Here is a 12153-nt window from a genome sequence, read left to right as displayed (position 1 = left end):
AAAATGCGGATTCGCTCGCTTCATTCGGGCCGGCGTTGCCGCAGGTCTCCTGCACCGTACGATCAAGCTCCGGATAACCCTCCCATGCGCTTGTGGACATTGCACCCGAAGTAGCTCTGGTCGCTGTGGCGGGAGCCCTGCTGGCCCGCGCCGTGCTGCGCGGCGAAACACAGGGCCATCGGCAGCATCCGCAGCTGCAGCGAATTCGGCAGCATGCAACACCATTGCTCGTCATCAACGCCTATCTTTCCCCCATACATGCCGAATCCGTGGCGCGCGATTATTCGTTCGATCGCAGCAAAATCGGGCCGGTGCGCAGCATCGCCGCGATCGATGCCACGACCGGGCAGCTGGCCTATGAATGGCAATGCCTGCTGCAAAAGCTGGCAACCCGCAACCCCGTCCTGCACGAGCAATGGCACGCGCTCGCCAGGCAGGAATGCCATCCGTTATTTCGCCTGCGCCAGGGCCCGGTTGAACCCTGGGAGCGTCATGCCTGAAGATCGAGTCGTTCGACGCGGCAATCCTTTCGGGCCGCAAGCAGGATGCGGTGGAAGCACCGTTCGACCTTGCAAAACGTCGGTCGCGTTTCGACAGTCTCATCGTTGCCCGCTCGCGCAGGTTCCGGTTGCTGCTTCCGGCAACGGTTGAGGCGCAGGCGGACGTCCGTGCGGGTGACATCGTGCATATCGGAGTCGCACCGCGGCAGGCCGACGATGAGGTGTCATGACTGAAGCCGTCGTCGGCCTCGCCGAGTGGCTTCGATCGATGCATCCCATGCTGAAACGCAGCGTGTATGCGCTCGTCTCGCTATCCACTGCCACGGCGCCTGCCGCGATCCAGCCGATCGCCACATAACGCTGCAGGGCTGCGCCCTGCTCACACCCTTTCGCGACAGAGCTGGACCGCGGCCACACAGGAAGCCGGCTTTGCGGATTCCGCCCATCTTCGCCGCACCTGCCGTCGGATGATCGGGCTGGCGCCGGCCAGCCCGATCAGGGAAACGGCAATGGCAAGCAGTGTGGATTGAATAGCATCGCCGGCTATCGCGACCGGACCAGTCACTTCTTCGCGCAACGCCACGAAGGTGTTTGATGCGGTGCGCCGCCGCGTCGCATACTTCACCAGGCACGATGGATCCAGTCTTTGACGATGCGCAGCAATCGCCCTCGACTTCGCTGCGTCACGCCTGTCCTGAGTTCGTCGAAGGGCACATGGCGAACGGTTTTTCCTGTTGCCTGCGGCCAGACCGATCGCCGCTGTCGGGAGCGTCACAATGCGAAGCAAGCCGGTTTTTCTGATGCTTGGATTGCTGGCGCTGGCCGGTTGCCAGACCGCGCCACGTCGCCCGGCACCGCCCGACCTGATCAGCGCGGCGACGCCCGTCGGCTTTCCGCCCAGCGTGCGGCTGGTCACCACCGATCTGCGCACGTTCACCGCACTGGCGCCGGATTTCTTCAGCGGCATTCGCGCCGCGGCGACCGACGGCACAGTCGACATCCTGGCGCTGTCCGGCGGTGGCTCGGGCGGTGCCTACGGCGCCGGCGCACTGGCCGGGATGAGTCGCGCGCATACGCGTCCTCAATTCGAAATGGTAACCGGCGTTAGCGCCGGCGCGCTGCTGGCGCCGTTCGCGTTTCTCGGGTCGGCGTGGGATGCGCGCATGCAGCAAGCCTTCACCGGCGAGCGCAGCGCACGACTGTTGCGTTCGCCTACCCGCAGCATCCTGTCCCGGCTGCTGTCGCCGCGCGGCCTGCCGCACCGCAATGCGCTGTTCCAGCTGGTCGATCACTTCGTCACGCCGCAGATGATCGACGCCGTGGCACGCGAGGCCGACAAGGGTCGCCGGCTGGTCGTGGCGACCACCGACCTGGACAAGCATGAGACCGTGCTGTGGAACCTCGGCGAGATTGCGCAGCACGGCGGCAGCACGGCACGCAGGCTGTTTCGCGACGTGCTGGTTGCGTCGGCCAGCGTGCCGGGCGCGTTTGCGCCGGTGCTGATCCATGTGCGCGACGGCGACTACGAATACGACGAGATGCAAGTGGACGGCGGCGTCACCACGTCGGTGTTCAGCACGCCACTGATCGTCGGCGTCCAATCGACCGAACTGCCGCTGTTGCGCGGCGCTCACCTGTACATGATCGTCAACGGCCAGCTCGCCCGCACACCGAAGACCACGCGCTACAACACCATCGACATCCTGTCGAACGCGTTCGCCGCCGAGATGACCTACAAGACCCGCGAGGCGATCGTGGACAACATCGCCGCCGCCCACCGGCTGGGCATGACATTCAACCTCACCGAGATTCCTGTGGATTATCCGCAAGCCAGTTTCATCGACTTCGATCAGCAGCACATGCAGGCGCTGTTCGACTACGCCGCCGATTGCGCGACGCGTGGCTTGTTGTGGCTCACGCCGGCACGATCGATCCGGCGCAACATGACGGCATATACGGCGCCTGTCTCGAGCCATCCGGCCTGCCCTGTGCAGACCACGCAGCCCTGACGTACCTGCGTTTCGCCGCGCATGGCGCAATGGTCAGCGCCGGTCCCCGGCACCGGCGTGCGCCATGGGGCGTATCCGATCTCGTTTCGCGGGCGTCAATAGTCACCGCCAAAAACGGTGGACGGGTTCAGCGGAAAATCTTCTGCGCCAGCGTCACCACGATGCCGAGCACGCCGAGCGCGGCGATCAGCATGAAGTGGTCGATGTTCGCCAGCAGCGCCGACTGCTGCGCCAGCGACTGGGCCACGCGGGCCACCGCGATCTGCGCGGCCTGGACGGGGCCCACGCTGGCTGCGAGCGCGCTCTGCAGGTGCTGGATCGTGGCGAGGTAAACCGGATTGTCCGGACTCACCTGCGCATTGAGCATGTTGTAGTGCACGGTGGTGCGCCACTGTTGCCCCAGCGTGGCGACCGAGATGCCCAGCGCGATGCCGGCCTGCGCCAGCATGTTCTTCACCTGCTGCGCGTTGGAGAACAGGGTTTCGTCGTTCTCCATCTGGCGGAACGCCTGCATCGCCGCGATCGGCAGCACGGTCAGCAGGAAGATGTTGTAGCAGGCCAGCGCCGGCAGTACGTGCAGCCACGGATCGGCGGCCGGGTCGAGCCGCGCCAGCAGCGCGCCGAACGTGGCCAGCGCGAGGAAGCCGGTGATCCAGAACTTGCGCGGTGCCGGATGTTTCGGCAGCAATCGCGCTACCACTGTAAACGTGACGACCGCCGCCAATGCGCCGAGCGCCTCGAAGTGGCCGACCGTTTCCCACGAGTAGCCCAGTGTCCGCTGCAGCATCACCGGCACCACATAGTTGTTCGCGCCCAGCATCAGGTAGGCGAACAGGAACAGCGCGAGGCCAGCGAGATAGCGCGGGTGCAGCATGGGGCGGATGTGCAGCAGCGGCTGCTGGTTGAGGCGCTGGTGGTGCGCATAGACGATCAACCCGAGTAGCGCCGCTACCAGCACGCTGGCGACGAACAGCACGTCGCCGTAGAAGTCGTAGTAGAAGCGCTGCAGCGCATACAACAAGCCGAAACTGCCTCCCACCAACAGCACCTGCAACCAGGGGTTCCAGTCGCTGCGCCCTTGCTCGTAGCCGCGCAGCCTGTTGTCCAGGCTGCGGCTGGCGAGCACGAAGGCGAGGACATCGAAGATCGCCAGCAACCAGAAGATCGCCGACCAGGTGTCGTTCGACACCGCCTGCGCCGCCAGCCAGGGTCCGGCGGAAATGCACAGCGCCACGCCGTAGGCCAGCGCCTTGATGCCCATGAAGCGCTGGGGCCCGGCCAGCCGATGATGGATGATCATGCGCGCCGAGGTGAACAGCGCACCGCCGCCGAGCGCCATCACGAAGCGGCCGAGCAGGAACGAGGCAAAGTCGTGGCTGGTCGCGCACAGCACCGCGCCGAGCAGCGACACCGCGGTGGCGCACTGGATGAACAGCCGCCCGCCCAGCCGGGTCACGAACCAGCGCTGCATCGAGATCACCAGGATCGCCACGCTGGCGTATACCGCCGCAATCAGGCTGAAATCCTCGGGCGTGATGCTCACCTCGCCCATGATCGGCCCGGCGCCGAACGCGACCATGCTCAGCTGCAGGAACTCGATCGCGGTCAGCACGAAGATCGTGGCGTAGAGCATCAAGCCGGGCGTACGCGCATGCATGGTCATGCCTCGCTACTGGTTGGCCGCGATGATCTTGTCGACCACGGCATCCGCGCTGGCCAGCTCGTTGGCGAACACATCGGTGCGGTAGCCGTGCTCGCGCGAGCCCGCCGTGACCAGACGGCTGCCGTCGCGTTGGCGCGTGGCCACGACGACCTTCATCGACAGGCCCAGTTGCAACGGATGCTTCGCCACTTGTCGCGGATCCAGCGCGATGCGGATCGGCACGCGCTGCACCACCTTGATCCAGTTGCCGGTAGCGTTCTGCGCCGGCAGCAGCGAGAACGCGCTGCCGGTGCCGGCTTCCTGGCCGACCACGCTGCCGTGGTAGACCACGTCGTCGCCGTACACGTCGGCCACGAGATCAACCTTCTGGCCGATGCGGATGTGCCGCAATTGGGATTCCTTGAAGTTCGCGTTGACCCACAAATGGTCGAGCGGCACTACCGACATCAGCGATACGCCCGGATTGATCTTCTGCCCGAGCTGCACGTTGCGCCGGGTCACCATGCCGGCAACCGGCGCGGGTACGCTGGTGCGATACACCGCGATCCAGGCGTCGCGCACCTGCGAGGCGGCGGCCAGCACGTCCGGGTTGTCGGCGATCGCGGTACGACCGATCAGGGCGCTGCTGCCGGCCAGTTGCTGGCTGGCCACGCCGAGCGCGGCGCTGGCGGCGCGCACGGCATCCTCGGCGTGCTTGACCTCCTCGCCGGAGATCGCACCGCCGGCCACCAGTTCGCGCCGGCGGGCGAGATCCGCCCTGGCCTTGGCCAGTTCGATCTCGCGCAGCTGAACGCTGGCGCGGGTCTGGCCGACGTTGGCGTACTGCGCGCGCACCTGGCGCACGCTGCGCGCCAGCTGGGCCTCGGCGCGCGACAGGGCGAGCCGCGCGTCGGTGTCGTCAAGCTTGACCAACCGGCTGCCGGCGCGGACGTAGTCGGTGTCGTCCGCGCCGATCGCCGTGACCACACCGGTGACCTGCGCGGTCACGGCGACCACATTGCCATCGACGAAAGCGTCTTCGGTGGTTTCGCGATACTGCCCTGCGAGCAGCCACCAGCATGCCACGCCGATCACCGCCAGCAGCACGGCTGCCAGGCCGATCCACTGGGCGAGACGCGAGCGCGCGGGTGCGGCCGGTGACGGCGCGGAGGAATCGGTATTCATGACTTGCTCCCTGAAGTGCGGGTCTGGGCAACGTTGGTAGGCGGCGGCACGGCCACGGGCCGGTAGCTGCCACCGAGGGCGCGATTCAGGTTCAGGCGTAGCTCGCGCTGGCGTGACTGCGACGCGATCATCAACTGCTTCTGTGCCAGCACCTGGGTCTCGGCACTGAGTACCTGCAGGTAGTTCGCGAGGCCGCTGCGATAGCGCGCCTGCGCAAGCCCGTACGCGCGCTGGCTGAGTTGCAACGCCTGATCCTGCTGTTGCACCTGTTCCTGCAGCCAGTGCAGCGATACCAGCTGGTCGACGACGTCGTGCACGGCGGCGATCACGGTGGCGTTGTAGTGCTCCACCGCCGCGTCGTAGCCGGCCTGGCGCACGCCGAGGTTGCCGCGCAACCGGCCGCCGTCGAAGATCGGCAGCGAGATCGCCGGGCCGATGCCGAGCACGCGGCTGCCGGCGTCGAGGAAGTTGTCGAAGCCCAGGCTTTGCAGGCCGACCAGTGCATTCAGGCTGATGTTGGGATAGAAGTGCGCCTTGGCCACGGCGATGTCCTGGCTCGCCGCTTCGACGCGCCAGCGGTCGGCCACCACGTCGGGGCGCCGGCCGATCAGTTCGGCGGGAAGGCTGGACGGCAGGCTCACCGCGCCCACCGCCGCCAGCTGCGGCCGCCGGATCGCCAGCCCCACATCCGGCCCCTTGCCTTGCAGCGCGGCAAGCTGATTGCCGAGCAGCGCGATCGACTCGTCGAGCGCGGCGATGCGCTCGCGCGTGGCCGGCAGGGCCGCTTCGGCCTGGGTAAGCTCCAGTTGCGAGTCGATCTGCGCGGCGACGCGGCGGCGCGTGAGTTCGAGGATCTGTTCGCGCTGCTTCAGCGTGTCCCGCGCCAGATCGCGCTGGGCGTAGGCCTGGTCCAGCCGCAGATAGGTACGCGACAGCGCGGTGGCGAGCATCAGCCGCGCGGCCTGCAGGTCGACCTCCGCCGCGTGGGTGCGGTCCAGTTCGGCATTCACCGCCGCACGGTTTTTGCCCCAGAAATCCAGTTCGTAATTGAGACCGAGCGAGAGGTCGTTGATGGTCTGCCAGCTGCCGGCTATCGGCGGCGGTACGGTGCCATCCTCGCTGAAACGCTGGCGCGTGCTTCTCAGGCTGGCGTTGGCTTGCGGATACAACGAGGCGCCGACCACGCCCGCCACCGCCTGCGCCTGGCGCACGCGCGCCTCGGCGATGCGCAGGCCTGGCTGGCCGCTCAGGGCGTCGGCGATGATCCGATCCAGCTGGGTGTCACCGAGATCGGTCCACCACGCCTCGTGCGGCCATGCCGCGGGAGAGAACGCGACGTTCGACAGGCTCTGCGCGGCATCCACCCGGTCCGGATCGACTGCGGTGGCGTGGGTGTGCAGGCCGCGCATGCTGGCGCAGCCGGCCAGCGCCAGCGCCACCAGCAGCGTGGTCATGTGCTTGCGAAATAGGTGCAACGACATGTGGGCAATCCTCGATGTCACGCCTGTAAATACAGCCTAGGCAGATATATGATCATGCAAACGACTCATATGGCGCTTGCGGCGTTCTCCAGGATCTTCTCCAGCGCGGCTTTCAACGCGGTGGCTTCGTCATCGCTGAAACCCTTCAGCAACGCCGCAAAGACTTTCTGCACCTGGCGCCGCGCTTGCGGTACCAGCGCCCCGCTTTCCTCCGTCAACTCGATCAGGTAGCTGCGCCGGTCGTCCGGGTTGGCGACGCGGCGAACCAGGCCTTTCTTCTCGATCCGGTCCAGCAGCCGGGTCATCGCCCCCGAGTCGTAGCCAATCACCCGGCACAACTCGCCGATGGTGCTTCCCTTGCCTTTGGCGATGCTGTTGAACACTACGAACTGTGCGGTAGTAATGTCCAGCGGCTGCAGCTCCCTGTCAATCGACGCCCAGATCGCATTGCGCACGCCGGTGACCAGAAAACCCAGCTCGCCCGTACTGAGCTGCGATATGACGTCAGGCTTCGGCTTTTTCATGCTTGGTCTCCCGATGGAGAAGCGACTTTATCTGCCTAGGCTGTATCTGTCAAATCAATTTAATGCCATGCCTCGGGTCGACGAAGACATCGTGCGCCTGACCCGTAGCGGCATATTTCACGAACCGGTCGCCGCTGGATCGAAATTGATCCGTCTTACAGCTGGGCCGCACCGCCATCCACCATCCATTCCGCACCGGTGACAAACGCGGCCGCATCGGAAGCCAGGAACAGCGCTTCAAGGGATTTCCTTGGTGCGCGCGATGGCGGTCGCCATCGCGCGGTAAAGGGGCGCGTGTGTCAGAGCTGGCTCATGCCACCGTCGACGACGATCTCGCTGCCGACGATGAAGGCCGATTCCGGCGCGGCCAGATGCAGCACGGTCGAGGCCAGTTCCTGCGGCGTGCCGAAACGGCCCAGCGGAACCTGCGACTGGATCTGCGCAGCGGTAGTTTCCAGCGCAGCGGCATCCAGACCCAGCTTGCCGTATAGCGGCGTGCTGATCGGCCCCGGGCTGACCACGTTGACGCGCACGCCGCGCGGCAGCAATTCGGCCGACAGCGTCTTCGCCAGCGAAATCAGCGCCGCCTTGCTGGCGGCGTAGACCGACGAGTTCGGCATGCCGATGTGTGCATTGATCGAACCGTTCAGCACGATCGAGGCACCGGCGTTGAGCCGCGGCAACAGCGCCTGCAACTGAAAGTAGGCGCCCTTGACGTTGGTGCCGAAGCCCTGCTCCCACATCGCCTCGTCGACCTCGGCGAACGGTGCGAACCTGGCGCTGCCGGCGTTGATGAAGACGACGTCGAGCAGGATGTCCTGACTGGCCAGGGCAGCGGCGAGCTCCTTCGCGTCGGCGATCGCGCCGGCGTCATTGCGGATCGCGATCGAGCGCGCACCGAGGGTGGCCTTGGCCTGCACCAGCGCCGCGGTGTCGCGACCGGTGATGATGACGCGCGCGCCTTCGGCAGCGAACGCCTGGGCGGCAGCCAGTCCGATGCCGCTGCTGCCGCCGGTGACGAGTACGGACTTGCCTTCGAAACGATTCATGATGTGCTCCAGTGATGGTGGTGATGGTGTTTCAGTGGAGCCAGCTTGATCGTCGACGCACCGATTGCCGTACCATCGTTTCGACGAACTCGTTCGAAGGAGTTGCACATGTTGTCCGACGACGAACTGGCCCTGCTGGAGGCGATCCGCGACAGCGGCAGCCTGTCACGCGCGGCGGCCCGGCTGGGCAAGGCGCCGTCGACGATCTCGCATGCGGCGCGCCAGCTGGAAACACGTTTCGACGCGCTGCTGTTCGATCGCCGCCGCTATCGCCTGCAGCTCACCCCGGCCGGCGAGCTGCTGACGCGGGAAGCCGCGCGGCTGGTTCAGGACGTGGCACGGCTGGGCCAGCGCGTGAAGCAGGTGGCCAGCGGTTGGGAGGATCGATTGCACATCGTCACCGACGAGATCCTGGAGATCGAGACGCTGTTGCCGGCAATCCACGCATTCGATGCGCTGCGTTCGGGCGTGCGCCTGCGCATCACCCACGAGGTACTCGGCGGCACCTGGGAGGCGTTGCGCGACGGCCGCGCGGATCTGGTGGTGGGCGCCACCAACGAGCCGCCGGCGATGCCCAAGCTGCGCTGGTTCGAACTCGGCGCGATGGAGTGGGTATTCGCCGTCGCCGCGCGCCATCCACTGGCAAAGGCGGCCGAGCCGGTGTCGCAGGACATGGTCAGCCAGCATCGCTCGGTGGTGGTGGCCGACTCATCGCGCAGCTCCGGCCGCGCTTATGGAGTACTCGGTGGCCAGGCCACGCTGGCGCTGCCGAGCATGCGCGCCAAGATCCTGGCCCAGCGCGACGGGCTGGGCGTGGGCTGGTTGCCGCGACAACGGGTGGGCGCGTTGCTGAAGCATGGCTTGCTGGTGGAGAAGCGCATGACCGAACCACGCGAACCCAACACGCTCTATGTCGCCTGGCACAGCGATCACGAAGGCCGCGCGCTGGAATGGTGGCTGCAGCAATTCCGCCAGCCGCGTCTGGCGAAACGATTGATCCAGGGCCTGGAAGTACCCGCATGACCCGGCCTGCGGCGGGCACCTGGTGCAGGCCACCTCAACGGCAACGCGTTCGTATCAGCGCAGGCTTGAGCGCCGCACCATCAGTTTCACCGGCAGCACCTCGCTGTCGACCGGCTCGCCGCGGATCAGGCCAAGCAGGCTGTCGACGAGGACTTCGCCTGCCTGCTTGGTGTCCTGCAGCACGGTGGTCAGCGGCGGATTGACGAAGCTGGCGGTGGCGATGTCGTCGAAGCCGGCCAGCGCAACGTCCTGCGGCACGCGCAGGCCGTGGTCGCTGAGCGCCCGCATGGCGCCGATCGCGATCAGGTCGCTGGCCGCGAACACCGCGTCGAAACCGACTTCGCGGGTAATCAGCGAGCGCATCGCCTCGTAGCCGGAGCGCTCGGTGCTTTCGGCGTTCTGCTGCAGGGCCGGGTCGATCTCCACGCGGGCTTGCTGCAAGGCATCGACGTAACCGCGATAGCGCCCGAAGAATTCCGGATAGTGGCTGGAGGCGTCGCCGAGGAAGGCGATCCGGCGACAGCCGCGTTCCAGCAGATGTTCCGCCACCGCCTGGCCACCACGGAAGTTGTCGCAGCCGATCGACACGCCGGGCTGGTCCGGCAGCACCGCGCCCCAGCGCACGAAGCGGGTGCCCTGGGCGACCAGTTTTTCCAGCTTGTCGGTATACGCCAGATAGTCGCCGTAGCCGAGCAGGATCAGGCCATCGGCTTTCTTGCTGTCGGCGAAATCGGCGTGCCAGTCGTGCGAGAACTGCTGAAACGAGATCAGCAGGTCGTAACCCTGCAGCGCGCAGGCGCGGGTGATCGAGCCGAGCATCGACAGGAAGAACGGGTTGATGTGCGACTCGTCGGCGGTGGGGTCTTCGAAGAACAGCAGCGCCAGCGTGCCTGTATGCATCCGGCGCAGGTTCGACGCGTTCTTGTCGACCTTGTAGTTGAGCTGTTCGGCGGCAGCCTGAATGCGCCGCCGGGTTTCCTCATTGACCAGCGGGCTGCCACGCAATGCACGTGACACCGTGGCCTGGGAAACCCCGGTCAGATGGGCGATGTCGATCGATGTGGCTTTTACCTTCATCGGTGGCTTGATCCGGGAGCGTCCGATCGGACAGCGTAGCGCCGGCCGGAGACTGCCCGGCCATCACGAATCCTAACCGCTTTGCACGGCGCCTGTCGTAAAGCGCCTGGCGCTGCTCCACGCAGCGGCAATCGACGGGCGGCGCCGTGCCGGCAGCACCGGCGGAAAAGGAGTGCTCCAGCGTCCTCATGCGCGCATGTCCTCCAGCTCGATGCCCCTGGTCTCATGCACACCAAACAGCACGAACAGCAGCGACAACAACGCGAACGCCGCGTACAGGCCGTAGGCAAAGCTGAGGCCCAGTTCGGCCAGCGCCGGGAACGTGCTGGTGATCGCGAAGTTCGCCAGCCACTGCGCCGCGGCGGCCACCGCCAGCGCAGTGGCGCGGATGCGGTTCGGAAACATCTCGCCCAGCAGCACCCATACCACCGGGCCCCAGCTGACCCCGAAAAACACCACATAGGCATTCGCCGCGACCAGCGCCACCATGCCGGTAACGCCGGGAAGGCTCAGCGTGTCGCCACTGCCGGTGGCCTGCGAGAAGCACCAGGCCATCATCGCCAGCGTGATCGCCATGCCGGCCGAACCAACCACCAGCAAGGGCTTGCGGCCGATGCGATCGACCAGCGCGATGGCAACGAGGGTGACCAGCACGTTGACGATCGAGGTGACCACGGTGATCGTGAACGAATCGGCCTCGCTGAAGCCGACCGAATGCCACAGGGTCGACGAGTAGTAGAAGATCACGTTGATGCCAACGAACTGCTGGAACACCGACAGCAGGATGCCGATCCAGACCACCGGCAGCAGGCCGGCGGCCTTGCCGCGCAGGTCGCTCAGGCGGGGCTGGTGTTCCGAACGAAGGCTGACTTCGATGTCGCTCAGCTTGGTATCCAGAGCCGCCTCGCTGTGCATGTTCAGCACGTTGCGCAGCACGACACGGGCTTCGGCCAGACGGCCCTTGGCCACCAGATACCGCGGCGACTCCGGGATGCCCAGTACCAGGGTGCCGTAGATCAGCGCCGGCAGCACTGCCGCCAGGAACATCCAGCGCCAGGCGGCCAGCCCCAGCCACGACGGCAATGAAGAACCGCCGGCTGCACCGGCCAGCCACGCATCGCTGAGCAGCGCCGCGAAGATGCCGAGCACGATTGCCAGCTGCTGCATCGAGCCGAGTCGGCCACGGATGTACGCAGGCGACACTTCGGCGATATAGGTCGGCGCGATCACCGAGGCCACGCCGACACCAATGCCGCCGACCAGCCGCCAGGCGATCAGGCTCCACACGCTGTACGCCAGACCCGAGCCCAGCGCACTGGCGACCAGCAACACCGCCGCCACCTGCATGGTGCGCACCCGGCCGAAGCGGTTCGCCAGCATGCCGGCATACCAGGCGCCCAATGCCGAACCGAGCAAGGCACAGGACACCGCGAAACCGGTCTGCGCCGCGTCCAGCGCGAAGCTGCCGCGGATCGCGTCGACCGCGCCGTTGATCACCGCGGTATCGAATCCGAACAGGAAGCCGCCCAGCGCCGCCGCCGCCGAGATCAGCACTACCCTTGCGGTGGCGCGCTGTCCCAGCCCGTCCCCTGTCGCGTCCACTGTGCTCATCGCGTCTCCCCAACGTCATGGCATCAAGATGTACGCCCGAGTCTGCACCGTG

Annotated in this window: 12 protein-coding genes; 4 read left to right on the top strand and 8 right to left on the bottom strand. The window is 66.4% G+C overall.

Translation table 11 applies throughout. From position 1 onward, the window contains the following. Nucleotides 1–92: 92 nt before the first annotated feature. Both EAH75_RS16220 and EAH75_RS20070 read left to right on the top strand, forming a co-directional pair. Entirely contained in the window at nt 93–500 is a 408-nt protein-coding gene (locus EAH75_RS16220) for a pyrimidine dimer DNA glycosylase/endonuclease V (RefSeq protein WP_241668971.1), read from the top strand. A gap of 226 nt (nt 501–726) precedes the next feature. Beyond that, nucleotides 727–858 (top strand): hypothetical protein, encoded by a 132-nt coding sequence (locus EAH75_RS20070; RefSeq protein WP_277752549.1) that lies wholly within the window; start codon nt 727–729, stop codon nt 856–858. Between the two features lie 21 nt (nt 859–879). Here EAH75_RS20070 and EAH75_RS16215 read toward each other — a convergent pair whose 3' ends face one another. After that, on the bottom strand, nt 880–1125 hold the full coding sequence (locus EAH75_RS16215) for a hypothetical protein (protein WP_140806220.1): 246 nt from the start codon (nt 1123–1125) through the stop codon (nt 880–882). Between the two features lie 175 nt (nt 1126–1300). Here EAH75_RS16215 and EAH75_RS16210 point away from each other — a divergent pair, with 175 nt between their 5' ends. Then, nucleotides 1301–2509, top strand: a complete 1209-nt coding sequence (locus tag EAH75_RS16210) for a patatin-like phospholipase family protein (RefSeq protein ID WP_241668970.1) — start codon at nt 1301–1303, stop codon at nt 2507–2509. A gap of 127 nt (nt 2510–2636) precedes the next feature. Here EAH75_RS16210 and EAH75_RS16205 read toward each other — a convergent pair whose 3' ends face one another. The 5 genes from EAH75_RS16205 to EAH75_RS16185 all read right to left on the bottom strand — a co-directional run bounded on the left by EAH75_RS16205 (nt 2637) and on the right by EAH75_RS16185 (nt 8390). Continuing rightward, a complete protein-coding gene (locus tag EAH75_RS16205) occupies nt 2637–4172 on the bottom strand; it encodes an MFS transporter (RefSeq protein ID WP_194150628.1) in 1536 nt (511 codons plus the stop codon). A gap of 6 nt (nt 4173–4178) precedes the next feature. Next, nucleotides 4179–5336: an efflux RND transporter periplasmic adaptor subunit gene (locus tag EAH75_RS16200; protein WP_140806217.1), complete on the bottom strand. Its 1158-nt coding sequence runs from the start codon at nt 5334–5336 to the stop codon at nt 4179–4181. Beyond that, nucleotides 5333–6817, bottom strand: a complete 1485-nt coding sequence (locus tag EAH75_RS16195; RefSeq protein ID WP_140806216.1) for an efflux transporter outer membrane subunit — start codon at nt 6815–6817, stop codon at nt 5333–5335. Before EAH75_RS16195 ends, EAH75_RS16200 begins: the two co-directional genes overlap by 4 nt. A gap of 65 nt (nt 6818–6882) precedes the next feature. Further along, the gene (locus EAH75_RS16190) at nt 6883–7341 is read right to left on the bottom strand and encodes a MarR family winged helix-turn-helix transcriptional regulator (RefSeq protein WP_140806215.1); all 459 of its coding nucleotides are present in this window, start codon (nt 7339–7341) and stop codon (nt 6883–6885) included. 299 nt (nt 7342–7640) lie between these two features. Continuing rightward, nucleotides 7641–8390, bottom strand: a complete 750-nt coding sequence (locus tag EAH75_RS16185) for an SDR family oxidoreductase (protein ID WP_140653297.1) — start codon at nt 8388–8390, stop codon at nt 7641–7643. A 108-nt stretch (nt 8391–8498) separates the two neighbouring features. On the opposite strand from EAH75_RS16185, the gene EAH75_RS16180 reads away from it, so the two are divergent. Further along, nucleotides 8499–9413, top strand: coding sequence for a LysR family transcriptional regulator (locus EAH75_RS16180; protein WP_140653295.1), 915 nt, complete (start codon nt 8499–8501; stop codon nt 9411–9413). A 54-nt stretch (nt 9414–9467) separates the two neighbouring features. Here the strand turns inward: EAH75_RS16180 and EAH75_RS16175 are convergent, their stop codons facing one another. Beyond that, nucleotides 9468–10490, bottom strand: coding sequence for a LacI family DNA-binding transcriptional regulator (locus EAH75_RS16175; RefSeq protein WP_140653293.1), 1023 nt, complete (start codon nt 10488–10490; stop codon nt 9468–9470). A 186-nt stretch (nt 10491–10676) separates the two neighbouring features. Beyond that, nucleotides 10677–12101: a sugar porter family MFS transporter gene (locus EAH75_RS16170; protein ID WP_140653291.1), complete on the bottom strand. Its 1425-nt coding sequence runs from the start codon at nt 12099–12101 to the stop codon at nt 10677–10679. Between the last annotated feature and the right edge of the window lie 52 nt (nt 12102–12153).

It is taken from the genome of Rhodanobacter glycinis, assembly GCF_006438785.1.
In the GTDB taxonomy this organism is placed as follows: domain Bacteria; phylum Pseudomonadota; class Gammaproteobacteria; order Xanthomonadales; family Rhodanobacteraceae; genus Rhodanobacter; species Rhodanobacter glycinis_A.
This window is presented reverse-complemented; position numbering and strand designations above follow the sequence as displayed.

Coding starts and splice junctions, on each gene's coding strand:
- EAH75_RS20070 (WP_277752549.1), top strand. CDS start 727: ATGACTGAAGCCGTCGTCGGCCTCGCCGAGTGGCTTCGATCGATGCAT.
- EAH75_RS16210 (WP_241668970.1), top strand. CDS start 1,301: ATGCTTGGATTGCTGGCGCTGGCCGGTTGCCAGACCGCGCCACGTCGC.
- EAH75_RS16205 (WP_194150628.1), bottom strand. CDS start 4,172: ATGACCATGCATGCGCGTACGCCCGGCTTGATGCTCTACGCCACGATC.
- EAH75_RS16200 (WP_140806217.1), bottom strand. CDS start 5,336: ATGAATACCGATTCCTCCGCGCCGTCACCGGCCGCACCCGCGCGCTCG.
- EAH75_RS16195 (WP_140806216.1), bottom strand. CDS start 6,817: ATGTCGTTGCACCTATTTCGCAAGCACATGACCACGCTGCTGGTGGCG.
- EAH75_RS16190 (WP_140806215.1), bottom strand. CDS start 7,341: ATGAAAAAGCCGAAGCCTGACGTCATATCGCAGCTCAGTACGGGCGAG.
- EAH75_RS16185 (WP_140653297.1), bottom strand. CDS start 8,390: ATGAATCGTTTCGAAGGCAAGTCCGTACTCGTCACCGGCGGCAGCAGC.
- EAH75_RS16180 (WP_140653295.1), top strand. CDS start 8,499: ATGTTGTCCGACGACGAACTGGCCCTGCTGGAGGCGATCCGCGACAGC.
- EAH75_RS16175 (WP_140653293.1), bottom strand. CDS start 10,490: ATGAAGGTAAAAGCCACATCGATCGACATCGCCCATCTGACCGGGGTT.
- EAH75_RS16170 (WP_140653291.1), bottom strand. CDS start 12,101: ATGAGCACAGTGGACGCGACAGGGGACGGGCTGGGACAGCGCGCCACC.